This is a genomic window from Dehalococcoidia bacterium (assembly GCA_041649635.1).
Lineage (GTDB): Bacteria > Chloroflexota > Dehalococcoidia > E44-bin15 > E44-bin15 > JAYEHL01.
This window is the reverse complement of the sequence record JBAZMV010000002.1, coordinates 61526-86789: the sequence shown is the minus strand read 5'-3', so window position 1 is coordinate 86789 and position 25264 is coordinate 61526. Positions and strand designations below refer to the sequence as shown.

Sequence of the window (25264 nt, the reverse complement as noted above, 5' to 3'; positions counted from 1 at the left end):
TTTGCGACTTTAGAACTCGAGCTCGTTCACGACCTGCCAAGTAAGCTCATCGACCACGACTATCTTATCGTCGCCTATCACGTAAAGGTTGTCATCTATGTAAATGGCCCTTGTCGCCTGTATGTCGCTGACCTCCATCACGATTTCCAGGGTATTGCCGGCGTAGGAGAAGATGTAGCCGCTGTCATCTCCCGGCAGGAAGAATATCTCGTGCGCCTCGTCCAACAGGAAGGCATGATGCGTGCTCAGCACGTCGGACCAGTAGTCGTCCAGTATGTACTTACCCAGCTCCGCAGGCTGCTCCGGGTTCTGCACGTCGAACAGGGATATCTTCACCTGCCAGTCCTCCTCCCCAATGCCCAGCATCCTGTCCCCCGATATCGGATGCATGTATGAGGAATATCCCGGTATCTTCAACTCGCCTTTGAGCTGTGGATTGGTCGGATCGGACAGGTCAAGCACGTAGAACGGGTCGACCTGCCTGTACGTGACGATGTATCCTTTGTCGCCGATGAACCTGGCCGAGTATATCTGCTCGGTGAGGCCCAGGTCCATGACGGAGCCGACGATGTTCAGGTCGCCGTCCAGCACATATATATCGTTGGCGCTCCCGCCGCTGACCCAGAACCCGCTGAACCCGAACATGCCCCCCACAGTGGTCGCCACCCTGAGATAACCGTCGTACTCATCCATCGAGAACTGGTTCAGCAATGTTCCGGGCACGCCGCCCGCAGCCGTCACGTCGAGGCTGTCAAGCGATATCTTTAAGATGCCGGTTCCCTCCAGTTCCCGCATGTGTTCGGCGAAATAATCATCCATCGCATTCCCGATATTGTCCTGCACCTGCGCCATCTCATCGCCGCTCAATGAACTAAGGTATTCCTCAAAGATAACGCCAATCTCGGTCATCTTGGCCGCGTCGCTGATATCATATGTATCCAGCAGATTGATCCTGGCGATAACGGAATCCGGCACTATCCCCTGCAGTCTCTCCCTGCAGAAATCTATGACGAACGGAGTCTCGTCCTCCCAGTAGGAGTAACCGATATATATGGCGCTGCCCGACATGTATACCGTCGAGGAGTACGAGGCGCCGACGAAGGATACCGTATCCTCGAGGTTGCCGCTCCCCATATCGAAAACCATGGCGTTCAAGGTGCTGTCTGTATCTACTGGCATCACCGGATAGTATATGTCGGTATACTTCAGTTCCACGGACTGGCCGTTGACCTCCATCGGTCTTATCGGCAGCGGGTCGTAGGCGTAGACCCAGGTCTGCGTCACCAGGTATATCTTGCCCTGGTACAGCCTGGCCGCAACCACGCTGGTGTAATCGTCAAGCGTAATCTCCCACTTGCTCACAGGATTCTGCGGATCCGACACATCGTAACCGTAGATGCCGTCCCAGGTGAAGACCGCAAGCGTGTCCTCATACAGCAGCAGGTCGCCGTTCCTGTCGATCTCGCTCAGCACTGACATGTTGATTGGAGGATTCGCAGCGACGATCTGGATACCGCTGTTCATTTCCGGCGGCATAATATCCGTACCCGCAATTGACTCATACTCGTAATAGTAATAATAGAATTCTTCCCTTGAGAAGAATATGTTCATGCCGTCCGTCTTCACGATATCGGGCTCGTCTATCCCTATGACCTGTACATTGGTGCCCGACACCCGGTTATAACCGTCACCCGAGGTTTGCGACGAATAGTCCTTCTCTTCCCAGACAGGCGCAGGAACCATGCTGGAATCTTCCCACTCGCCTTCCAGACCAAGCCCGACTCCGCCGTTCCAATAGTTGCCGCCCGTGTTCTGCGAATTGGCCAATATATAATTAGCGAACTCCTCCTGCGACAGGAAATTGCTGACGCCGGCAGACACAGCTACATTCTGCCCGGGAGTTGTTCCCCCTCCCCCCGTAACCGAGTAGACGCTAACCCCCACAATAACCGCGACAAGCAATACGGACACTGCGGCCATCGCCCTAACTTTCTGAAACGCAAATAAACCAGGTAATCTCTGCATAAATCCAGCCTCCTCTCTACTCTGTACCAACGCCGCGTTAAGCTTGAGCTTCGCCGCCGCTCTGGCCTGCTGATTCACAGGCGGCATATCGGCATTCCTGATACCGCCGGCCGCCAGCAGCAACGGACGAATTTCCTCGGCATGCTCAGGATAGCTTGCGAGACAAGCCTCCAGCGACTCGCCGGCGCTCATGCGGTCTATGCATTCGTCCAGTATTTTTTCTATGTCATCTCTCATCACAACACCCCCTTCATCCTATCTACATCAGCGTGCGCAGCTTGCGTATGGCATCGCACTGCATCTCCCTCACCGCCCCACTGCTCTTCCCCAGCACCTGGGCCGTCTCGGCCGATGACAGCCCGGCGAAGAATCGCAGACCTATTACCTCCTGCTGCGCCCCGGTTAATTGTTTCAGAGCCTTCGTCAACTCGCCGACCTGCAACCTGCGCTCGGCCAGCTCTTCGACATTGGAATGATCCGGTATCTCTACATCGTCAAGATTAACGGTCTTGCGTATGCCCTTCTTGCGATAGTGGTCGATAACTATATTGCGCGCTATCTTAAAGATCCAGAACCGCATCTGCGCAACCGAGCCCCGGTAAGAGCCCATGGATTTCAAAGCTTTTAAAAACACCTCTCCCGCCAGGTCCTCGGCTTCCGGCTGGTCGCTGATCCGGACATAGATATAACGCACGACCCTGTCGTAATACTCCTCGAAAAGATCGGCGATCACGGATTCCACGGTCTTGGTTTCGCTATCGCATTTCTCGTTCAGGTGATCCCTCCTCGTTTCTTTAGCACGGGAATCCGCCCGTTGAATAGTGCCGCAATATACAGAACCGTCCATGAATCTGCCGCCCTCTCTCGCTCTTACCTATAAAGACGGGCGGCGCAGACTTTTGTCAGGTCTTTATCGGAGACAAGTCGGCGACTTCAAGCGACTATTTCTTTTTCTCCCGCAGCGACTTAAGTCTGGCCGCAATCTTCGATTCCTCGCCCTGGTCGCTCGGGAAATAGTATTGTTTATCCTTTATCGAATCAGGCAGGTTCTGCTGTTCCACGAAGTGCCCGGCATAATCATGGGCGTATTTGTACCCTTTGCCGTATCCCTCGGCTTTCATGAGCCCGGTCACTGCATTGCGCAGGTGCAGCGGCACCGGCTCGTTCCGCGTTTGCTGAACATCCTGCTGCATATGCGAATAAGCTGCATAAAGCGAGTTGCTCTTGGGCGCCGTGGCCAGGTATACAGCCGCCTGGGCCAGGGCCAGGTTGCCCTCCGGCATACCCACGAAATGCACGGCCTGCTGCGCCGAAACGGCTACCACCAGCGCCTGAGGATCGGCCATACCCACATCCTCGGAAGCGAATCGAACCAGCCTGCGAACGATATAAAGCGGGTCCTCCCCCGCCTCCAGCATACGCCCCAGCCAGTACAGCGCGGCGTCCGGATCGGAACCACGCAGCGACTTATGTAAAGCCGATATCAGGTTGTAATGTTCCTCCCCGCTCTTATCGTAGAGCAAAGCGCGATGCTGTATGACATCCTCGATGGTGGAAACGGCTATCTTCCTCGCGCCGTCGTTATCGGGTCTGGCGGCTAGTACCGCCATCTCCAGGTTATTCAATGCGATCCTTGCGTCTCCGTTGGCCATGGTGACCAGGAAATCGACAGCTTCCGCATCGACGGTCGGCTTCAGCTTCCCCAGTCCCCTCTCTTCGTCCTTAATCGCCCGCTCCACGATGAGCCGCACGTGGTCATCGCTTAAAGGCCTGAGGACGAACACCCTGCACCTTGAGAGAAGCGGCGATATAACTTCAAAAGACGGGTTCTCGGTAGTGGCGCCGATGAGCGTGACCGTCCCGTCCTCCACGAACGGCAGCACCGCGTCCTGCTGGGACTTGTTGAAACGGTGTATCTCGTCGATGAAAAGTATCGTCCTCAACCGATGCAGGCTGCGCCTCTCCTTAGCTTCCTCGATAACGCGGCGCATATCGGCGACGCCTGAGCTCACCGCGGAGATGGGCGAGAAGTGAGATTTGGTCATGCCCGCGATGATAAGAGCGAGCGTCGTCTTGCCGCTGCCCGGCGGACCCCACAATATCATCGAGGAAAGCTGATCGGACTCGATGCTTCTGCGCAGCGCCCGCCCCTCACCTACCAGGTGCTCCTGCCCCAGGAAATCGGTGAAGCCCTGCGGCCTCATCCTTGCCGCCAGCGGAGCCCCCTGCTGAAAATCCTTTTCGCCCTGTAACGAGAACAAATCCTTCTGAGGTTCTTTGCTTTTCTTCATATCGCCTCGCTGTCTGAAATCGCCGCCGGAGACTTCTACTTCTAATAGTCCATCAATATAACAAAAGCCCGCTATAAAGTCCATAATTCATTAATCCAGAAAGGAACCGATATTACTCGCCCCGGCACGATTTATCGTAAAAGGGGAGTACAGAGGGATCACCCTCTGACGATCCTTCCATGATATTAAGATGTATGGAAGGATAGGGGTGTCCCGTAGGGGCTTGATTAATCAAGCCCTTACCCGGTGACCAATATATGGTGGACTACCAGGGGGTTTGGATAATCAATCTATACGTAAACGAAGATATACAATCTTCAGCCTCTTTTCCCGTGATATAATAACGCACATGAAAGCACTGAAGTGCTCGGCGACCTTGCTAGTGATCACAATGGCCGCTATCCTGACCTCATGTATCTCCATCGCTCCGCCGGATGAACCCGGCGCATACCACGTAGGCGAGTACAGCATCTCATACAATGTTTCGGATTACGGGACATATGAAGCCACAGTAAGGTATCCAGCTGAGGAGGACGGACAGCTTGCATCCGTCGACGATTCCGCCGCGCCATACCCGGGCATCATCGTCAGCAGCGGGCGCGGCGGGGGCGAATGGTCGGTCAGCTGGATATCGGAGCACCTCGTCTCACACGGATACGTGACGCTGGCATTCACGCCTCCCGACATGTTCTGCAACAGCACAACGCAATGGGCAGCCGGTTTCATCGGGGGAATCCAACAATTGAAGTTGCAGAACAGCGACCCGTCATCGCCTGTCTACGGACTCATCGACACAGAAACCTTCGGCGTAATCGGCCTTTCTATGGGCGGAGGGGGGTGCCTGGAGGCTGCCGGAACCGCAAATTCCGGCGTTGATGCCGCCGTTCCGCTGGCGCCGGCGGGATATAACTCCAGCCACACTACGGCGACCATGAACGCCGCAGCGAATATCTCCGTTCCCGTCCAACTTCAGATTGGGAGCGCCGATACATTCGTGCCTCCCGAGCGCGTTCTGCCCTTTTATACCGACATTATACCTGATACGACTACGAAGCAATACATCGAGATAAACGGTGGCAACCACATAGGCTTCTTAACCTGGAACTTCGCGGAAATAGCCGTACTATTTGAAATAGAGCCGGAAATCAGCATAGGCTTTGAGGAACAGCGGCGAATTTCGAGCCGCTACTTTACCGCGTGGTTTCAATACCACCTTAAAGGTCTGAAAGGATACGATCGCTACATCTTCGGCGATGATGCTGTGGAGTTAAACGTTTCCGTCTTCGAATACAACATCGGGCAGTGATCGACATCCCACTTCGTAGTTAATCGGTTGTCGTCGCATCCGTCTTTTTAGTTCGAACAGACTTTATGTAATAACCTTCGCGCTGACACGATTTCATGCAAAGCCGGCATCCGTTGCATACTGACATATCGCGCACAGCCATATTATCGTTTCCGGTCGAAACAGCGTTTACGGGACACTCGTCGACGCATTGGGGTTCGTGACAGTTCCTGCAATATCTCCTGCGCCACAGCCACCACACGAGCTCGAAGTAGACATGGTAGAGCAGGATGAGCAGCGCGGAAAAGAACACTATGCCATGTACCAGTAAGGAAAAATTGAACACCGAAGACGGCACGATGCCTTTTAGGAACCACTGTATGGAGCCGGTGATTACGACTATGATGAAGCCTGCGGATATGATCAGTTTGTGCCAGCGCTGCCAGACATGAACTGCGTAGCGCTCTTTCTGCTGCGGCCTGTGCCAGACCGCGGCGTCCCTGAACCAGCGCCGGACAGCGGGGCGGTTCACAAAAATATAAGCCAGCGGAGCCGCGACCAGTAAAACCGCCGCTATTTTATGAATTAGTCGGGTCCAGCCGCCCGCGGCCAGTCCGGACAGAGCGGGCACCAGCAGCGTCAGTCCGGTCAGTACCATCACGACGAAGGCCGCCGCTACCATCCAATGCAACACCCGTCTTCCGCTCTTCCAATTGTTCGACATTACATATTTCCTGAATATTAGGCCAACACGAGCGACAGTTTCATTCGATACCCTTGCCCTGGTCGATACTAGATAACTACTTCCGCCCTCAGTTCCTGCTGCCCCCGCTGCAGGATAATAGTTACCCTGCCTCCCGCGCGCAGATTGGCCAGAGCTTTCTCCAGATCATCGGCGCCCCGTATTGGTCGCATGTTGATTTCGGTTATGATATCCCCTTCCTTTATTCCGGCGCGCTCACCGGGCGAACCCGGGGCCACGGCTCCGACAAGCGCCCCGAAAACGGGTAATCCGCCCACCTTCTTGGCGACCTTGCTTGCATCCGCCACCTTCAAACCGAACCTGGGACGATTACTTCCGCCGCCTCCGGCGATCAATTGTTCCAGCCTTTGCCTGTCGAATCCTACGATGGCCTGGCCGTCGACAACGATAACCGGAACTCCCATCTGACCGGTGAGATTCACCATCTCATCAGCGGCCTGTCTGTCTCGCGATACGTCATATTCTGTATACGGTATCCCTCGTTCCGAAAGATATTTCTTGGCCATATGGCAGTAGCCGCAAGTCGGCGTGGTGTATATCTTTATATCCACTTGTAACCCTCCGTACCAGATCGATTCGGTTAATAGTATACTATATGCTTTTTAATTAACTGACACGGATTCTTTACTCACTTCATCAATCACCGGCAATCCGGACCCGGGCTTACTAAATAATCCCGAATCCCACTGGTAATCAGGGATGAAATTGGAGAAATCCCTCCTTATTCCGCAATACTTGCATTGCCCCCTGCTGATAGGACCTTTAGCCTTCTCTATAACCCAGTAATGGCTACAGGTTGAGCGCTCCTTATCAGCCGGTTCCCTGTCAACACGGGGGGCTAATGTCGCGTTCCTCTTCATGGCGCACCCCCTTTCCTTTTTTCACGAACATTCTATGTCGTTGTCGGGTTTTTGTATGTGATTTAAGTCCCATTTTTGTTCTTATGAAGCTATTTGATCGAGAAAAATCTGTGATGAAACGTCTATGTATAGACATATTCAGAAGAAGTTCAGGAGAATCGTATCCTGACGGGAGACATGGTAATGACCTGTAGGGGCGAACCTATGTGTTCGCCCATTGCAGGCAGACACGCAGGTCTGCCCCTACCCGATTACCAACGTATGTGAGATTAGCCGGGGGTTTGGATAATCTATCTCTCGTACGTCAACCTCAAGAGAAGAGTTGCCCTTCCGCGGAAGGACCGGGGGGCCGGTGGGTGTCCTGTAAGGGCTTGATTAATCAAGCCCTTACCCTGCAACCAACGTATGGGGGAATAACAGGGGATGAATCCGATAGCTAACGCTTCTCGACGACTATCTCGTAAGGGCAGGATATGGCATCCCGGGGACAAATGATTTCGCACTGAAGGCACCAGCCGCAGAGCTTCGATTCTATAATTGTCACTACGCCGTTTACAAGAACCAATGCACCGCATCGGCACACTTCCACGCAAAGGCCGCAGCAGTCGCATTTATCGTGGTCTATTTTCGGCATCTCTATTGCCATAGGTCAAACCTTCTAAATATAATCTTATTACCGGAATCTCGTATAGAATATGACTTTTGTCTCATACATTCGCCCCCGCGATGTCTCTAAGCACATCGATATCTTTAATGATGATGCGATGCCGCTCTATCTTTATCACGCCGTCATCTTCAAGCGATTTCAGAGACCGCCCCACCACCTCACGCGCCGTCCCCGCCATGGCCGCCATGTCCTGCTGCGTCAGCCTGTGCTGCCTGCCATATCCGTCACCAGAATTTTCAATGAGGATTTTCGCTACCCTGGCCATAACGTTCTTGAAGGACAGATCCTCGACCAATCCGCCCAGCTGCCTCACCTGTCCGGCAAGGACCTTGCCGACGTTGACGGCCACGCCGGGATGTTCTTTGATTATTATCTCGATATCGCTTTTGCGTATGCTGTAAAGCGTCGAAGCAACCATCGCCTGCGCGCTTACGGGATTGCGTCCCCCGTCGAACACCGCTACGTCGTTGAACGTTCCGCCGCCGTACACGATGCCGAATATCTGCTCCTTGCCCTCGGGCGATGTCTTGAACAGCTTAATCGCGCCGGAGACGACGAAATAAAGGGCCGTGGGATGCTCGCCCTCCGCCACTATCAGATCGCCCTTCTCCGCCTTCTTCTCAAGCACATACCTGCCTATGCCCTCGAGCTCGTTCTTACCCGCAAGGTTGTTGAAGTATGGAGTTGATTGCAGAAAATCTGTTAAATTAGACATGTATATTCAATAGCTATTATCAGAGCAATATTATATCATGTATCAGACTATAATGGTTGAGATATCACGAAGTACGTTGCCTGCCCATATTGATAGTGCTATTATGACAAAATGATGGTTTTCCAACCAACCACTTTAATTTTATTAATAAATTTTATATAATAATATACTATTAACATATCCGAAGGGGATGACAATATGAGCGACCTGATGACAACAAGGGAGGCATCGGAATACCTGAAGCTCAGCTATATGACCCTGTACAAGCTGGCGCAGCAGGGCGAGATACCCGCTTACAAGCTGGGCGGACACTGGCGGTTCAACAGGACCGTGCTCGATAGCTGGTTCGCCGGTAAAGCGCAGGTCAGCGAAAGGAACGTCCTTCTCATCGGGGACGACCTGGAGACACTGGAGATAAATAATCTGATCACCACGCGGGACAATTTCAAGGTCACCACCGTTAAGAAGCCAAACCAGGCCTATCAAGAATTGGAACGAACAAATTACTCCGTCATCTTTCTAATTTCAAAACCTGCTTCCGACACAACCGCAGAGATCATCTCGGAGATCAGAAGAAGCGATAAAAAGGCGACAATCGTCATCAGCGCCAGACTGGGCGGCGAGCCCATCGCACTAGATACGCTTCCTCCCGGACCGTCCTATATAATCCAGAAGCCTTTTCAAGAAAACGATGTCCTAAAGATCCTGCATAGCATCGACAGCCAGACAGCAGGAGCCGAAGATAAGGCGACCGACCAGTTGATGTCCGAGCTGGTAGATTTGCGCCGGCGCATTAGCAGTCTTGCCAATTCCGGCAACGAGCGCAACCGGACGGAAGAGAAGCTGTATCAGACGGAAGAGAAACTGCGCCGCATTATGGACTCTTCCAATGATATATTCATACTGATGGATTCAGAACTAAATATCGTGGAAATGAATAATACGGTAACCAAGTATCTTCCCGCCGGCACCGTTAATAAAGACTACATCGGCAAGAACTTCTTATCAATCATGCCCGTGATGAAAGCCAGCGGACGCGATAAGCAATTGCTGGAAGTGCTTCGTACGGGAAAGCCGATGGAAATCAACGACATTGCAGTAGATCCCGCCTTCGGTGATATGAGAGTTTCGGTTAGGATATTCAAGGTAGGTAACGGCCTTGGCCTCATGGCTACGGATATAACCGAACTTAAACTGCTCGAATCCCTTAAGGAAAGCGAGGAGTTCAGCTCCAGTCTTATTGATAATGCGCCTTACCCTATACTTGTCGCCGAGCCCAATACAGCGATTAAATACGTCAATCCGGCGTTGTTGAAACTGACAGGGTATTCGCTAGCCGATCTTATAGGTAAAAAAGTTCCCTATCCCTACTGGACTGAGGAAGCCACCAAAAGAATGGTGCAAAATACCGGGCAAGCCCTGATGGACAGCGTACAAAAACTTGAACTGCCCATGAAAACAAAGCGCGGGAAATTGTTTTGGGTCGAAATAACGACCACAATTGTAATGCAGAACGATAAACTTTCCTGTTATCTATCGATATGGGTCGATATAACACAGCGCAAGAAAGCCGAAGAAGCACTTTTGCATGAGAAGAACTTCTCCGATTCCACGATTAACAGCCTTCCCGGCGTATTTTATATGATAGATACGAAAGGCCGTTTCGTGAGGTGGAATAATAACTTCGAGACCGAGACGGAGTACACGCCGGAAGAAATATCTAAGATGAACCCGATTGAACTCTTTCATAAGAAAGACAGGCCCCTGATCCAGCAGAGGATAGAAAGAACATTTACCGATGGCAAGGATTCGATAGAGATCAACGCTGTCTCAAAAAGCGGACGCGTGGTGCCGTACTACCTTACGGGATCCCGTATAACACTGAACGACAAGACGTACCTCGCAGGTGTCGGCATTGAGATGTCCGAGCTCAAGCGGCTGGAAGATGAAGTGAAGGAATGCGAGGAAAACTTAAAAGCCTTCCTCGATAATGCTCCTGACGCCATACTTGTACATGATATTGAAGGAATTATCGTAGATTTTAATAAAAAAGCTGCGGAGATGCTCGACATTAACAGAAAAGGTTATATCGGCAAGAGCATCCTCGATATAGGTTTAGTCGGCAAGGAACGTCTGCCGATAATCATCGATGGATTGAAGGAAATTAAAAAGGGCAAAGCCAATAAGCCTGTTGAATTGGAGTTCATAAAGAAGAATGGCTCGCACGGCATTGTGGAAGTAACGGGCTTCCCTATTACAAAAGACGGCAAGACTCAAGTATGCGATATCATAAGAGACATCACTAGTATTAGGACAACAACCAAAGCTAAGGCAAAGAAACCTAAAAAATAGCCCCGGATTCCACTTTCCAGATACGCTTTGCTTTGCGGCACCTGAATAGTCTTTTCTATATTTTGCGATTAACTATATTTGTCATACTAATATCGCTTAAAATAGTATGAAATTTAAATGGGATTGATTCTGTAATTTTTACCCCATATAATAGAATCACAGGTATAAAATAACCACATCACAAATACAGCCGGGTAAGCTGTGAGAGTAAGGTTATAATCGATACGATGACAACTAAGAGATTCATGACAACGTCGATCCTGACAGCGTTCGCGCTGGCAGCTTCGTTAATTGTCTCCGTGCTGCCTCAAGCCATATCACCTCATACTGTCCGGGCAGATACTATACAAAAGGTTCTCACTTCAAGCACCACATGGACCGTGCCCGCGGGAGTCACATCAGTGGAAGTGCTGGTGGTTGCCGGAGGAGGAGGGGGAGGAGGCAGCGCCATCGACAACTACTGCGGCGGCGGAGGCGGTGCCGGCGGAGTATTATATATGTCCGGCTATAGTGTAACCCCCGGTCAGGCAATCAAAATCACCGTAGGTGCCGGCGGCGCCGGCGGTTCCGGCAGCGATAATAATCAGGGAACAAAAGGGGGAGACAGCTCATTCGGTGCGCTGACGGCGGTTGGAGGAGGAGGAGGAGGAGGAGGCTTTGCGTTTATAGGAAGGGGTACAGGCAGCACAGGCGGTTCAGGCGGCGGAGGCGCAACCAGATTATCGAGTTACAGCGGCGGCAGTGGTACCACGGGACAGGGCAACAACGGCGGAAAGAGCTACTACAGCAGCATTTTTAGTTCCTGGGATAATGCAGCCGGCGGCGGCGGCGGTGCCTCAGCAAAAGGAGCGGATGGCTATCCTAGAGAAGGCGGCAATGGCGGAGACGGCGTATATTACGGCGACATATTCGGCACAGACGTAGGAGACGGCGGCTGGTTCGGCGGCGGCGGAGGGGGCGGCACTCCTCACTACGACAACGGCGGTGGAATAGGCGGCATAGGGGGAGGCGGAAACGGGGGCGGCGACAGCAGCGGCGCCTCTGCTCAGTCATTTACCGGTGGCGGAGGCGGAGGCGGAGCGGATGATTTATATATTAGAAACGGCGGCAATGGCGGATGCGGTGTTGTCATTATCAGATATCAGGGAACCGAGGTGGTAGTAGCTTACGACACACCGGGCTCGTACACATTCACACCTCCTGCGTGTGCAACCGAAATTCAGTATCTAGTAGTCGGAGGTGGAGGCGGTGGAGGCGGTATCGGCGGATACGGTGAAGGCGAAAACGGCGGGAGCGCTTTCGCAGGTGCGGGAGGCGGCGGCGCCGGAGGATTCAGAACAGGAACATATCCGGTGACTCCGTTACAGCCTTACACAGTAGTGGTGGGCACAGGCGGTTCCGCAGGTGTGCATACTATCGATGGCGGCAACGGCGGTGATTCGTCATTCGCAACGATAACTGCCGCAGGCGGAGGCGGCGGGGCTTCCAGCCCAACCCCCGATGACGACGGCCTTGCCGGCGGTTCCGGAGGCGGAGGACGGTACAACTCTTACGGGGTCGGCGGCGCAGGTAACACACCGGCAACCAGCCCTTCACAGGGCAATAAAGGCGGCAACGGCGCCTCATCAGGATATAGCGCCGGCGGCGGCGGCGGAGCGTCTACGGCAGGAGCCAACGGCGCTGCTTATGGCGTCGGCGGTGCCGGCGGGTCAGGTACTGCCAGTGCCATAACAGGGACATGGATTACCTATGCTGGTGGTGGTGGTGGTGGTGGATACGAAGCCACTGGGGGCGCAGACGGCGCCGGCGGCGGCGGATCAGCCCCTCCCACTCGCGGCGCCGGCAACCCCGGGACAAACGGCCTCGGCGGCGGCGGAGGCGGAGCGACAGGCTCTTCCAACGGCGACGCGTTCAGCGGCGGAGAGGGCGGATGCGGCATCGTCATAATTAAATATATATGCACCGGCCCCACACCCACGCCAACTTATACACCGACGCCTACCGCGACACCTACATCTACTGCAACGCCGACTCCGACTGCGACACCTACAGCTACCGCAACGCCGACTCCGACTGCGACACCTACAGCTACACCGACACCTACACCCACACCGACGCCGACTGCGACACCTACCGCTACCCCGACATCAACACCAACACCCGTACCGCAGCCCGTCATCGACACGATAGAGTTATGGGCCACCGAAGGCTCCCCTTATGAAACGGACGCTCTCATACCGCAGGTGGAATTCAATATCAAGATAGCCATAACCGACGGCGATACGCTGAATGATTTGAGCACGGTAACAGCTAATGTTTATTATGACGCAGACGGCTCTTACAGCGCAGGTGAAGTGCCGACATCAGGAAATACTCAATACTGCGCCATACTCACGTGGACAAAGGGAGGATCACCTGCCTGGACGATATCTCCGGCAAGCGACACCACGTGGACTATCGAAACACCGAATTGTGTCCAGCCCGAACTGACCGAGACCAGCGGTACGTTCGAATTTCATTTCAAGCCGGGCAAGGTTGCGGCCCAAACAACTGACCCTGCCCGATGGCACATACATGTTAAGGCAACGGACAGCGTTTTCAACACCGCCACAGGGACCAGGCAGAACCTGACGATGGCCTGGTACGGCGCGGTTATCGTAAATAGCACCGGTGTTCACTGGGGCTTTGTGGAGCCGGGTATCGATTTCACGGATGCATCCAGCCGCCGGGGCGACATCTCGATAACTTACATATCAAATGGCGCGTACAGCCAGCAAATAGCCGCATCCACTTTATGGATCGGGAACCCTTCCGGAAGCGCGGCACTGAACCCGTCAGGCACACCGGGCGCTAATGAATTTTCTCTGAAGGCAAACGATGACGAGAACCTCGATTCAGCGGTTACAGTCTCAGGCTTATACCAGACATTTGACATCGGGACGATAACGCCGGAGAGCGGCAACTTTGAAGTATTCAACAGCCTATGGCTCAGCCTTGGAATACCCATGGCGGACGCTACTTTCAGCGGCACGATTTTTTACCAGATATCCCAGTAATTGTATAAAGGTATGCTATTTTGGATTAATTTATCAATAAGGTGATGTTTTTAGAAATTTGATTAAAATACTTGACTTCTGCCTAAATTTTAGATTAGATTAATTATAGACAATAAGTGAATTAGATAAAGGTAAACCCCGAGCGATCGGGGGACGCAAAGCCACAGGTCTCTGGTAGTGGAGACAGCTGGGTTGCCGACAGAGGAGTAATTGCCGACAACTCTTTTTTTATAGAAAATTCAATAGATGAACGGTCCGGACAAAGGTAAACCCCGAGCGATCGGGGGACGCAAAGCCACAGGTCTCCAGTAAACGGAGACAGCTGAGCTGCCAGAGATCGAAGCGATTCTCGGCGGCTCGAATTTTTTAGCAGAAAGTAAAAGAGGCAATATTAATCAAAATAGAAACCTGAAAGGAGGTTCTAGTAGTGAAGACAACTTTAAACAGGAATTCAATCAAATTAACAGCGAAAGGAGGTGAAATGAATTTGAAGCTTAAGGCAGTATTTTCAATCATTGCCGTTCTGTCGCTGGCCATGGCTCTGACGCCCGGCGTAGCTTTCGCGGCTGAGGTACCCAGCTCCTTCTCCTGCGGCAGCTCGCAGCCCGAGATAGTAGGAGAAATCACGACCGGTGAAGACACCATCATCCCTGATGTACCAAACACCATCAACTTCTCGGTTTCCGACGCGAACACGCTTGCCGATATCGAGAGCATAACCGTCTATCTATACTACGATGCCGACGGCGTTTACGCCGAGCCAACTGGTAACGAGAGCGCTGACGTACATACCTTTGTAATCCTGACCTGGACACCGGAAGGCGGCTGGACCATAGAGCCAACCGGAACCATGTGGGAAATAGACACAGCTAACTGCGTTACACCGGACCTGGGCTCAACCTCGGGCGACTTCGTTCTTTCCTACATCCCCAGCCCTGTTGCTCAGGAAAGCACAAGCGGCGACGCCGAGTGGCATATCTTCTTAGTGGTTGATGACGGAAGCACCACCCCGGTCACCTCTTATACGGAAGACCTGGAGATGGCCTGGTACGGGTCGGTCACGATCAACACAGCAGGCGTCCACTGGGGCGAGGTAACTCCCGGTATGGACTTCGCCGAAGGCGCTCCCAGCGAGATAGCAGACATCTCCGTAACCTACATCTGCAACGGCGCCTATGACGAGCAGGTCGCTTCTACAGCCACCTGGGCGGGCAATGCATCCACAGCAACACTGACAGCGGATGCGTTAAATGCTAACGAGTTCGCTCTGCGAGCTGACGATAACACTGACCTGGTCAGCGCCGTAACAGTCGCCGACACCTATACAGCGATCGACGACACCGGCAGCTTAACCGAGGAAGTGGGCGACTCCGTAATTACCAACAGCGTTTGGCTCAAGCTCAACGCAACGTTTGCTTCCGACACCTACGCCGGTGCTATCTACTATCAGATAGCGCAGGGTACATACTAAGAAAGGAACCTAAATAAGGTTTGATACAGAGGGGCGAGTTTGATCTCGCCCCTCTGTTGGCTTATAAAAGAACTGTTTTTTAATTACAGGTAACGTGGCAACAGGTATTCATATAATCGTAAATAGTGCTCCCGTAATTCATGCTATTGATAAACAAACCATCCTGAGGTATATTCCAAGCAGGAAATATATCTCGGAGGCATTGTAAAGTGAAGATATCTCGATTCTATAAGACAATCGCTTTATGGCTCGCCGTATGCACCATGGCTTGCTTCGCGGCGGTAGCTGTACCAGGCTATTCCGCAGCGGCCGATGGCGGAGGAATTGCGCTCTCCGGCACCTTCTCCAGCAAGACCTTTGAGATACCACAGGGCTCCTCTGTTGAAGCGTCGAATGTGAATATAGTGGTGTTCAACAACGACGATGAAAGCATAGGCATAAATCTGACCGGCCAGTGCCCCACGGGCGTAAGCCTTGTTTTCTCCGAATCGAGCTTCGAACTGGCCCCCGACAGTCACAAGACCGTCAGCATAGTCAGCATCGACGTTACTACGGATGCGGTCCCCGGTGAATACGAGGTCAGCATCACAGCGGAGGCATACACAACAGGCGTCGAGGGAATACAGCTTCTCGGCTCGGTAAGGCAAACGGCCAGCCTCACGGTCACCGGCGAATCGGGGACGGTTTCCGTGCAGACGGTCAGCCCGGACGGGATCCCGGTCCCCGCCAGGATAAGATTATTTAAAGTCATCGGCAGCAGCAAGGTCGAGTTTGCCTACAGCGACACAGGATTATTAAACGCCACGGTGTCTCCGGGAAGCTATGTAGCGGAAGGCTATGTCGGCGGCAAACTGCTGGATGAGGAGAGCTTCGACATAGCGGCCGGGGAAACGAAAACCATCTCCCTTACGGTGGAGACGATCTATTTCTATCACTTCGCCGTGCTGGAATATTTCAACTCGGACACCGGGAATCTGGCATATGTAGAGATACAATATACGGTCAAGAACGTATATGAAGAGGTCGATGATGCGTCGATACTGCTTGATGTCACGCTCGACGGTGAACCTCTTGAGCAGAAGACCATCGCCCCGCCCAACAGGCTGACCCTGGACGGAGTGAACGGCGTTTGGGAATACACGCCTCTTGAAGGATGGAAATCCGGCGATTACAGTTTCAAGCTGATACTTAAGATAGGCGACGAAGTATATACCTATTCGACGGAGAAACAGCTGGACGTGACCGGCGATGCCTCCGTCGGCGGCTCGAACACGCCGCTGATAATCGGCATAGTCTGCGCGATAGTTGTCGTTTTTGCCGTCGCGCTTTACATGATATTGAAGAAACGCAAGGCAAAGGCTCCTCAGCCACAGAGCAAGAAGAAGGGCAAAGAGGAGAGCAAGCCGCAGCAGTGAGGTCGTTCTGAGAAAGGTTTGCACAATATTAATACCGGCGCTATGCCTGGCAGCGATCATCTCGATGCTGTCTATCGGCGTCACCAATAACGAGACGCAGGCTGCTCCGTCCAGTTTCACTATACCTGAAGCGACGGCCACTCCCGAACCGACGCCCACCCCTGAGCCAACATCAACGCCCGAGCCAACCTCTACCCCCTCCGGCAGCGGCGGCAGCCACGAGGGCAGTCAGCCCTCGATATCGGTGCAGTTGACTATAGATATCTTCGGGCATCAGACGCAGTGGCTGCGCACCGCGGAAGGCAAGATACTCCAGGACATCTATGCCGTATCGCCGGACGGCAGCATAGCCCTGTTCATCCCGGCCGGCACGTACGCCTACGATGCCGACGGCAACCCGCTCTCGGAGATATCCCTTATACTGACCAATCCCCACATGAAGGCTCCGGATTCAACGTTACCGGACGGTGATTATGTGCTGGGCACATATGAGTTCTGGCCCGACGGCGCAACCTTCTCGCAGCCGATAAATATCTTTATTTTCTACTCCCCTTCCGAGCTGCCGAAGTCGCCTGACGAACTTAGTTTCATCACGTACTCTCTCAACGAATTGCATGAGTGGTATGAGATCCCATCCACTTTGAATATGGACGACAACATGGTGACTATCTCCATCGGCGCCCTCGGCACGTTCGCTCTGACCGCCGCGGCCCAGCCGACCAAAGGGCACGGCGGTTCGGCTATACTGTTCTTGCCGCCGGGAACCGGCAACCTGATATTCCTCACGCTGCTGCTGCCCGCCGCGGTGCTGGCGCTCCTCATCTACGCCGTCATCAGACGCAGGCGCATGAGCCCGGCTACCGTTGACTCCGATTTATAACAAGATTGCCGCCTCTAGCTCGACATTGACTGTAACCAGTTTTTATGCTAAAATTACTTAATAAAATATAATTATTTATCAACACTAGTTCTCATGACGTCTTTCATTATCCGGAAGATATCTATATAATTGTTGAATTCAGATTTAACGGGAAACGGACATGGCAGCTAAGAGGACATCGGTAATATCGATCCTGGCGGCGCTTATACTAATCGCCTCTTTCTTATCTGCCCTGCTGCCTCAAACCATCTCACCCAAACCAGTCCAAGCAGGGACAACGCAGACTGTATTCACCTCTAGCACCACATGGCATGTCCCGGATGGTGTTACCTCAGTTCAAGTGCTGGTAGTCGGTGGTGGTGGCGGCGGTGCTGGCGCTGGCATCGCGCTCTACGCCGCAGGTGGTGGTGGTGGTGGTGGTGTGATCTACAATTCCAATTATGCTGTAACCCCTGACACAGATATCACGGTCACCGTTGCTGGCGTAGCTTCAGGCGGATCCAGTACTGATGCCGGTGATACCGGCGGAAACAGCGTATTTGGCACAATAACTGCATACGGCGGTGGGGGAGGTGGAACTCAAACGGGACTAAATGGAGGGTCCGGTGGCGGTGGTGGCTTACGCACTACGATAGAGTACAACGGAGGAAGCGGCACATCAGGGCAGGGAAATAGTGGCGGACGAAGTTTCTATCAGCTCATAGGTCTTCATTATGCCGCCGGGGGAGGAGGTGGCGCTGGCGCAGTTGGAGCCGAAGGCAGCACAACTCAAGGCGGCAATGGAGGAGTTGGGGTTTACTATGGTGATATATTCGGCACTAGTGTAGGGGCCAATGGCTGGTTCGGAGGAGGAGGAGGAGGAGGAGACCATTCCACAGGTGGTTCCGGCGGAACAGGAGGAGGAGCTAGTGGCGCTAGCGGCAACGGAAACGGTAATAGCGTAACAGTCGCTAATAGCGGAGGCGGAGGCGGAGGTGCTTATTGTACAGGCACTATCAGAAACGGAGGCTCAGGCGGCTCAGGCGTAGTGATAATAAAATACGTAACAAACGATGCGCCTACTATAACATCGGTAACACTTCAGCAATCGGATAAGTCTACCTCCACCAGCTCCATGACCCCTCAAACATCGTACAACGTTGAGATAGTGGCCGGTGATGCAGATACTATCGACGACATAAACCAGTTAGATATATGGATTTTCCGGGATGACAATGCAGGTGACGACGGTGCGCCTGGCGAAACCTGGGACGCGGACCATGAGGCCATCTACAGGTGGACTAAGTCGGGAAGCACCTGGAGCATGCAAAACAGCTCGGCTACTACCACGTGGAGCATCACGACCGGCAACTGCGATACGCCGGGCAACATGGCAGCCACGTCGGGAGAATGGAACCTTTACTTCACCGTGGGCAAGCTGGCGCAGGAAGCAGACGGAACCTCCGCTGAATGGGATATCAAGGTCACTGTCACGGACTCCGTCTCCAACACCGTCAGCAGCACCATATACAGCAAATCGATGGGCGCGTATTCCTCACTTTCACTCAGCAGCTCTACCATAAGCTTCGGCTCCATCGCCCTGGGCGGAACCGCTGCGATCCAGACGCCGGCGGAGCATTATGTCACGCTTATCGCGATATCTAACGATACCTTCGCGCTCGGCTCAAAATCCAGCTCTCCATGGACCAACGGGGGGAATAACGCAACGCTTGACACGGACGGCTCCCCAGGGGCAGGCTACTTCTCTTTGACCCAGGATGACGCCGGCGATGGCAGCGGGCATCCGTCCACACCACAATATGTAACCACGTCAACCGCAACCATAACAGGTCACGGAACAGACACGCGAACATCCACTGCAGCAAGCGCCAGCGAATCCACCAGCAACACCAACATATATATGGACTGTATACTGGGAGCCTCAGGATTAAAGGTTCTCACCTATTCAGGCACAATCACCTTCACGATTACAAACGATTGAGAAAGCCTCACCGGTTTATCCATAATTAACTTCTTTTCAGCCGCAATATTGTATAAAATTGCTTAAAATATATTGACAATAATATTATTTTCTATTATAATATGGGCGCAGCGTAAGAAAGGAACGTCGGCACACGGTAAAAATGGAGGCCGTTTATGAAAGCAATTACGAATATTGATACCGAAAATCTAAGGAAAGGGGGTAGAGTTAAAATGAAAGCATGTATTAATAAAATTTTATATATAGCTGCGATAGTAACTCTGCTTATAGGTCTTACGCCTTCGATCGCATACGCTGCCGACAGCGGCGCGACCGGTTCCTTCTCATGTACCAACGCCGCCCCGACGATAACGTCGATTACGCTGCAACAGTCCGATAAAGCCACTGAGACCGGCTCCATGACGCCACAAACGGCATATGTCGTGCAAATCGTCGCCGGCGACGCAAACACACTGGCAGATATCACCCAGATAGACATATGGATCTTCCGCGACGACGATGCCGGCGACGATGGAGCGCCCGGCGGGACATGGGACGCCGACCATGAAGCCATCTACAAGTGGGTTGATACACCAACCTGGAGTATGGAGAACGGCGTTGCTACAACTACGTGGAGCATAACAACCGAGAGCTGCGATACTCCCGCAGACATGGGCGCCACGTCGGGTGAATGGAACCTGTACTTCACAGTAGGCAAGCTGGCGCAGGAATCAGACGGAACCGCGGCTGAATGGGACATAAAAGTAACTGTCACAGATGCCCAGGCCGGTACAGCCAGCACCACTATCTACAGCAAATCCATGGGCGCATATTCCGCGCTTTCGCTGAGCTCCGCAACCATAGCCTTCGGCGATATAGCCGTGGGAGGTACGGCAGCGATCCAGACGCCGGCGGAACATTATGTCACTCTGGTGGCTATATCTAACGATACATTTGCCCTCGGCGCGAAATCCAGTTCAACATGGACCAACGGCGGAAGCAGTGCAACACTCGATGCTGACGGTACGCCCGGAGATGGTTACTTCTCTCTAACACAGGACAATGCCGGTGACGGCAGCGGTCATCCGACTACGCCACAATATGTAACTACGGAGACCGCCAACATAACAGATCTTGGCGCTGTCAGCAGAACCGCGACGGATGCTGCAACCAGTGAAGGTACAACCGATACTGATATGTACATGGACTGTATACTGGGAGCCTCTGGCTTCGTATATGGAACCTACTCTGGAACCATAACATATACAATAACGAACAGTTGAAGTTAATCGGTATCTTGGAACTGAGAACAGCAAAGGGGGCGCATAGTCGCCCCCTTGCCACGAGTAGCTGGTAATCACTGATAAAGAAGATGAGGATAGCTTGAGGAGGTTTAAAATACAACGTCTATTCTACGTAACATTGTTGAATTCTTACATCATCCAATATATTATAGATTCACTTTTAAAGGTATGGAGGGATAATCATGAAGCTTGGATCGCCGCGGGGAATAATCGCCTTATGCGCTCTTATAATGTCAATGATTATGCTTTCGTCGGTATTCTTGCTTTCCACAGCAGCGCTGGCTGACGAAGGAGTAGCCATGTCCGGAACATTTGCCGGACAGAAATACGTGATCCCCAGCGGCTCTTCGGTAAGCTCTTCCGAGATTTTCGTTACCGTCATCAGCGAATATGAAACCAATATAGGCATCCAGATGACTTGCGCAACACCGGTCGGCGTCAATATAAATCTCTCTGATACTGATTTCACCCTCGACCCGGGCGAAAGTCAAGCCATCTCCATAGAAGTACAAACTACGGAAGACGCTGCCGCCGGCAACTACACGATATCAATTATAGCCACACCATACATTACAAACCCGGGCGGCGTACAACTCCTGCCTGAGATCATGCAGACAGCCGGCTTGACCATTATAGGAGAATCCGCCAGTGTAACGCTGCTTGCGGTCAGCCCTGACGATACTCCCGTAATCGCCGAACTGCGCTTATTTAAACTTATCGAAGGCAGGTATCAGGAAGTCGCATACGATACCAGCGCGTCATCACTTAACGCGATCGTGGCCCCCGGCACTTTCCTGGCGCAAGCCTATGTCGGCGGCCAGCTGCTCGATGAAGAGACGTTTGATATAGCGACCGATGAGAATAAAACCATAAAATTGACGGCAGGCACTATATACTTTGAGAATCCCGGCCTCCTGCCCTACTACGATAATGACGGTAATCTGGGCTATATCAATATCTACTACACGGTCAGAAACGTATATGAACCTGTGGACAACGTGGCTATAAAACTGCTTGTTACACTGGACGGGAACACGGTTGAGCAGAAGAACCACTCTACGATCCCGACGCTTGTTATAGGCAGGGCTAGCGGATCAATAGACTATCTCCCTTACAGCGGAAACGGGCTGTACAGCTTCACGCTCCAGCTGTTCGTGGACGGCGTTCTTTATACCTCCTCACCGGAAATGACATTCGAAGTTGATGACAATGGCGGAACCGCGGGTAAAGATGACAACTCAAATATCCCGCTGATAATAGGCATAGTCTGCTCGGTTGTTATACTTTTATGCATCGCTTTCTACATGATATATAGAAGCCGTAAGGCAAAACACAGCAAAGCTAAAGCCAGAACTAAGAAGAGGCGTATAAGAAGGGAATAAAACCGTATAGCGAGGCCGCTATGGTGAGGGTATTCGTAATATGGACAATCGCTCTCTGCCTGGCGGCAAGTATCTCGATGGCGTATATCAGCGCCGCTCAAAACGAGATGCACGCCGCTACAGGCAGCTTCAACGTGTCCGGCACGTCCACACCTACTCCTACGCCTACGCCTGCACCGACCGCATACCCAACTCCTACGTCTGCGCCTCCCACACCTACAGTCACGCCTTCGACACCAACCCCTGAACCGTCTGCTACCGCCACGCCTACGGCTACCTCAACCCCAACGCCTACAGCCACAAGCAGCAGCGGGAGCAGCCAGCCGTCAATATCACTGCAATTCATCATAAATATCATGGAACAGAAGACAATCGGTCTGCGGACCGTCACCGGCAAGGTGCTCGGCGACATCACCGCCGCTTCTGAAGACGGCAAGATTACCATGACAATATATAAAGACACTTTCGTGTATAACGCCTTCGGCGAACCGCTGTCGGTGATAAACATTACCGCAATCGACCCGACTTTGAAGGCCCCTCCGTTGTCGCTTCCGGACGAGCATTACTTCGTATACGTCTACGAATTCTCGCCACACGGGACCGGTTTCTCGGCGCCGGTTGAGATCGGGTTCACCTACAATGACTCGGAACTGCCCAAATCGCCTGAGGAATTAACGCTGCAGATTTACAGGATGAACGGCGCCCCCGATGAATGGGAGGCCCTTCCCAGCCTTTGGGATACAGAAACATCTTCCGTAATCTGCTCGACCAATCACCTCAGCACATACGCTCTCATCGCGGCGCCTCTGCAAGCAACCGAACCCACGCCGCAGCCGGCGCCAGCCCCTTCCGCAACACACGGCGACTGGATATATCTGGTGCTTATTCTGCCCGCGGCATCCTTCATATTCTTCATATATGTCTTGCTCAGATGGCGTCTTAGAAACAGCCCTGCTGCGGAGGAAGAGCCCAAGCTATAAGCATGACTAATACGCAATAGATAAACCGATTCTCCCCGCAACGTCATGTTCGGTAATATTTAATGAATCAGTATTGTATAATATAGTGACTCCGAGATTCCGGCAGTTATTATCGTAACAGAGGTTTAGCAATCTCGGATAAATGTGGGGTGCGTGATGCCGAAGACAAACAAAAATGCCAGATCGAATATCAAAAAGGGACGAAAAAGCGCGGCCAGCGAAAATAAGATCCGCCATCTGCTGGAATCGATCACAAATACGGTCTTTGAGGCCGATACAAACGGAAACATCACCTATGCAAACCGTATGACCTTAAGAATGTTAGGTTATACCCAGAGCGACCTGAAAAGCGGCGTTAATATACTGAATATCGTGGCGGACGATGAGGCGGACAGGATGAAATCGTCGATAAGCAAACTGCTCGATGAGGAAAACAAGGCAGAAACGCCGGGTCTGGAAGAATACACCGCTCAAAGATCGGACGGTTCGACCTTCCCCATGACGATACATTTTAACCGGATAATTGACGATGATGACCAGGTTACAGGCATCAGGGGTATATTTTTCGATACAAGCAACGATAAATCGTATAAAGCGGCGCTTCAGATGTCGGAGGAGAAGCTCCGGTTCATAGTAGACTCAATATCGGACGGAATAATAGTAACGGACATCGAGGGCAGGATAGTTGAAGTCAACAACGCTACTCTGCAGAAGGCGGGATACACCCGCAAGCAGGAGATAATCGGACAGAACGCCTTTGAGTTCATCGTGCAGAAAGATCAGCAGCGATTCCAACAGGACATGTTCGAGACACTGCTCAGAAAAGATGTGCTGGACAAGGTCGAATACACGCTCTGGGCTGTTGACGGCAAGAAATTCGATGCCGAAATCAGCTCCGCGCTGTTAAGGGACGAAGAAGGCGATCCTAAAGGTTTTATCGGAGTTGTCAGGGACATCACCAGCAGAAAGAAAATAGAGTCTAATCTCAAAAGCAGTGAAGAGAGGCTCCAGGCCATAGTAGAGAACGCTCCCGATGCTATTTTTATCTACGATAGTGAAGGCAACATGATATACGGCAACAGGAAAGCTGAAGAGCTTACCGGTTATTCCAAGATAGAATTCATGGGAAAGAATATCTTCGATATGGGAATCATATCGGAAGAATATATCCAGTTAGTAGCGGAAAAATTGAAGCAGTTCAGAGGGATACCGGGCGGGCCGCAGGAGGTTGAACTTATCAATAAGAGCGGACGCCGTGTTCTAATAGAAGTAACCGTTTTCCCTATCGCCAAGCAGGGCTCTTCCGAGGTTGTAGGCATAGCGCGCGACGTCACCGAACGCAAACGTATGGAAAAAGAACTTGACGAGCATCGCCATCAACTGGAAAAACTGATAGAACAGCGTACCAAAGAGCTCACTGCAACCAACCAGCGACTTCAGTCGGAGATCGCCGAGCGAAAACTCGCTGCAGATGAACTGAGATCCTCTGAAGACAAGCTGCGGTTCATTTTTGATTCAATGGACGTGGGGATAATCGCCACAGATATGAAAGCGCGGATTATAGAGGTCAATGATGCCGCTCTCAAAATGTTCGGGTATGAAAGAGATTCTGTGATAGGAAAGGACGGCCTGAAATTCATCGCGGGAAAAGATCAAAAAAGGTTAGCAGACGATATTAAAAAGATTTATAAAGAACAACGCAATGTTAATCTCCGGTATGATATTGCCAATAAGGCCGGCGATATATGTCCTGTCGAGATTAGCGCCACCCTGTTGCATGACAGCAACGGAGAGCACGCGGGATTCATGGCTATCATTAGAGATATCAGCCGCTGAAGATATCTTGCATCACCCCCAA

The 25264-nt window shown here is 52.3% G+C and carries 19 protein-coding genes and 2 riboswitches; of the genes, 11 read left to right on the top strand and 8 right to left on the bottom strand.

The window, feature by feature from the left end; genetic code table 11:
* Positions 1–9: 9 nt before the first annotated feature.
* From WC562_04235 to WC562_04225, 3 genes are all read right to left on the bottom strand, one after another.
* Positions 10–2262, bottom strand: coding sequence for a beta-propeller domain-containing protein (locus WC562_04235; GenBank protein MFA5055368.1), 2253 nt, complete (start codon positions 2260–2262; stop codon positions 10–12).
* A 22-nt stretch (positions 2263–2284) separates the two neighbouring features.
* Positions 2285–2872 carry a sigma-70 family RNA polymerase sigma factor gene (locus tag WC562_04230; protein ID MFA5055367.1) on the bottom strand — a complete coding sequence of 196 codons (588 nt, stop codon included), beginning with the start codon at positions 2870–2872 and terminating at the stop codon, positions 2285–2287.
* Between the two features lie 94 nt (positions 2873–2966).
* Positions 2967–4229, bottom strand: a complete 1263-nt coding sequence (locus tag WC562_04225) for a replication-associated recombination protein A (GenBank protein ID MFA5055366.1) — start codon at positions 4227–4229, stop codon at positions 2967–2969.
* A gap of 436 nt (positions 4230–4665) precedes the next feature.
* On the opposite strand from WC562_04225, the gene WC562_04220 reads away from it, so the two are divergent.
* Entirely contained in the window at positions 4666–5622 is a 957-nt protein-coding gene (locus WC562_04220; GenBank protein MFA5055365.1) for a dienelactone hydrolase family protein, read from the top strand.
* Positions 5623–5641: 19 nt separating this feature from the next.
* Here the strand turns inward: WC562_04220 and WC562_04215 are convergent, their stop codons facing one another.
* From WC562_04215 to WC562_04195, 5 genes are all read right to left on the bottom strand, one after another.
* A complete protein-coding gene (locus WC562_04215; GenBank protein ID MFA5055364.1) occupies positions 5642–6325 on the bottom strand; it encodes a cytochrome b/b6 domain-containing protein in 684 nt (227 codons plus the stop codon).
* Between the two features lie 68 nt (positions 6326–6393).
* The gene (locus WC562_04210) at positions 6394–6915 is read right to left on the bottom strand and encodes a Uxx-star family glutaredoxin-like (seleno)protein (GenBank protein ID MFA5055363.1); all 522 of its coding nucleotides are present in this window, start codon (positions 6913–6915) and stop codon (positions 6394–6396) included.
* Positions 6916–6966: 51 nt separating this feature from the next.
* A complete protein-coding gene (locus WC562_04205; protein MFA5055362.1) occupies positions 6967–7224 on the bottom strand; it encodes a hypothetical protein in 258 nt (85 codons plus the stop codon).
* Positions 7225–7660: 436 nt separating this feature from the next.
* The gene (locus tag WC562_04200) at positions 7661–7870 is read right to left on the bottom strand and encodes a hypothetical protein (GenBank protein ID MFA5055361.1); all 210 of its coding nucleotides are present in this window, start codon (positions 7868–7870) and stop codon (positions 7661–7663) included.
* 61 nt (positions 7871–7931) lie between these two features.
* A complete protein-coding gene (locus tag WC562_04195) occupies positions 7932–8606 on the bottom strand; it encodes a Crp/Fnr family transcriptional regulator (protein MFA5055360.1) in 675 nt (224 codons plus the stop codon).
* A 198-nt stretch (positions 8607–8804) separates the two neighbouring features.
* On the opposite strand from WC562_04195, the gene WC562_04190 reads away from it, so the two are divergent.
* The 10 genes from WC562_04190 to WC562_04145 all read left to right on the top strand — a co-directional run bounded on the left by WC562_04190 (position 8805) and on the right by WC562_04145 (position 25242).
* Positions 8805–10958, top strand: a complete 2154-nt coding sequence (locus tag WC562_04190) for a PAS domain S-box protein (GenBank protein ID MFA5055359.1) — start codon at positions 8805–8807, stop codon at positions 10956–10958.
* 245 nt (positions 10959–11203) lie between these two features.
* Complete coding sequence (locus WC562_04185; protein MFA5055358.1) at positions 11204–14014, top strand: glycine-rich domain-containing protein; 2811 nt, start codon at positions 11204–11206, stop codon at positions 14012–14014.
* Positions 14015–14134: 120 nt separating this feature from the next.
* Positions 14135–14214: riboswitch (cyclic di-GMP riboswitch) on the top strand.
* Positions 14215–14268: 54 nt separating this feature from the next.
* Positions 14269–14349: riboswitch (cyclic di-GMP riboswitch) on the top strand.
* A 146-nt stretch (positions 14350–14495) separates the two neighbouring features.
* A complete protein-coding gene (locus WC562_04180; protein MFA5055357.1) occupies positions 14496–15485 on the top strand; it encodes a hypothetical protein in 990 nt (329 codons plus the stop codon).
* A 209-nt stretch (positions 15486–15694) separates the two neighbouring features.
* The gene (locus tag WC562_04175; GenBank protein MFA5055356.1) at positions 15695–16900 is read left to right on the top strand and encodes a hypothetical protein; all 1206 of its coding nucleotides are present in this window, start codon (positions 15695–15697) and stop codon (positions 16898–16900) included.
* 64 nt (positions 16901–16964) lie between these two features.
* Complete coding sequence (locus WC562_04170) at positions 16965–17780, top strand: hypothetical protein (GenBank protein MFA5055355.1); 816 nt, start codon at positions 16965–16967, stop codon at positions 17778–17780.
* Positions 17781–17940: 160 nt separating this feature from the next.
* Positions 17941–19761, top strand: a complete 1821-nt coding sequence (locus WC562_04165; GenBank protein MFA5055354.1) for a glycine-rich domain-containing protein — start codon at positions 17941–17943, stop codon at positions 19759–19761.
* Between the two features lie 212 nt (positions 19762–19973).
* Positions 19974–21023 (top strand): hypothetical protein, encoded by a 1050-nt coding sequence (locus WC562_04160; GenBank protein MFA5055353.1) that lies wholly within the window; start codon positions 19974–19976, stop codon positions 21021–21023.
* A 203-nt stretch (positions 21024–21226) separates the two neighbouring features.
* On the top strand, positions 21227–22426 hold the full coding sequence (locus WC562_04155; protein MFA5055352.1) for a hypothetical protein: 1200 nt from the start codon (positions 21227–21229) through the stop codon (positions 22424–22426).
* Positions 22427–22446: 20 nt separating this feature from the next.
* Positions 22447–23406 (top strand): hypothetical protein, encoded by a 960-nt coding sequence (locus WC562_04150; protein ID MFA5055351.1) that lies wholly within the window; start codon positions 22447–22449, stop codon positions 23404–23406.
* 156 nt (positions 23407–23562) lie between these two features.
* Positions 23563–25242, top strand: coding sequence for a PAS domain S-box protein (locus WC562_04145; GenBank protein ID MFA5055350.1), 1680 nt, complete (start codon positions 23563–23565; stop codon positions 25240–25242).
* Positions 25243–25264: the final 22 nt, after the last annotated feature.

Excerpts from the sequence above, each read along its gene's own strand:
- WC562_04235 (MFA5055368.1), bottom strand. The coding sequence starts at position 2,262 with ATGAGAGATGACATAGAAAAAATACTGGACGAATGCATAGACCGCATG.
- WC562_04230 (MFA5055367.1), bottom strand. The coding sequence starts at position 2,872 with ATGGACGGTTCTGTATATTGCGGCACTATTCAACGGGCGGATTCCCGT.
- WC562_04225 (MFA5055366.1), bottom strand. The coding sequence starts at position 4,229 with ATGAGGCCGCAGGGCTTCACCGATTTCCTGGGGCAGGAGCACCTGGTA.
- WC562_04220 (MFA5055365.1), top strand. The coding sequence starts at position 4,666 with ATGAAAGCACTGAAGTGCTCGGCGACCTTGCTAGTGATCACAATGGCC.
- WC562_04215 (MFA5055364.1), bottom strand. The coding sequence starts at position 6,325 with ATGTCGAACAATTGGAAGAGCGGAAGACGGGTGTTGCATTGGATGGTA.
- WC562_04205 (MFA5055362.1), bottom strand. The coding sequence starts at position 7,224 with ATGAAGAGGAACGCGACATTAGCCCCCCGTGTTGACAGGGAACCGGCT.
- WC562_04200 (MFA5055361.1), bottom strand. The coding sequence starts at position 7,870 with ATGGCAATAGAGATGCCGAAAATAGACCACGATAAATGCGACTGCTGC.
- WC562_04195 (MFA5055360.1), bottom strand. The coding sequence starts at position 8,606 with ATGTCTAATTTAACAGATTTTCTGCAATCAACTCCATACTTCAACAAC.
- WC562_04190 (MFA5055359.1), top strand. The coding sequence starts at position 8,805 with ATGAGCGACCTGATGACAACAAGGGAGGCATCGGAATACCTGAAGCTC.
- WC562_04185 (MFA5055358.1), top strand. The coding sequence starts at position 11,204 with ATGACAACGTCGATCCTGACAGCGTTCGCGCTGGCAGCTTCGTTAATT.
- WC562_04180 (MFA5055357.1), top strand. The coding sequence starts at position 14,496 with ATGAATTTGAAGCTTAAGGCAGTATTTTCAATCATTGCCGTTCTGTCG.
- WC562_04170 (MFA5055355.1), top strand. The coding sequence starts at position 16,965 with ATGCTGTCTATCGGCGTCACCAATAACGAGACGCAGGCTGCTCCGTCC.
- WC562_04165 (MFA5055354.1), top strand. The coding sequence starts at position 17,941 with ATGGCAGCTAAGAGGACATCGGTAATATCGATCCTGGCGGCGCTTATA.
- WC562_04160 (MFA5055353.1), top strand. The coding sequence starts at position 19,974 with ATGAAAGCATGTATTAATAAAATTTTATATATAGCTGCGATAGTAACT.
- WC562_04155 (MFA5055352.1), top strand. The coding sequence starts at position 21,227 with ATGAAGCTTGGATCGCCGCGGGGAATAATCGCCTTATGCGCTCTTATA.
- WC562_04150 (MFA5055351.1), top strand. The coding sequence starts at position 22,447 with ATGGTGAGGGTATTCGTAATATGGACAATCGCTCTCTGCCTGGCGGCA.
- WC562_04145 (MFA5055350.1), top strand. The coding sequence starts at position 23,563 with ATGCCGAAGACAAACAAAAATGCCAGATCGAATATCAAAAAGGGACGA.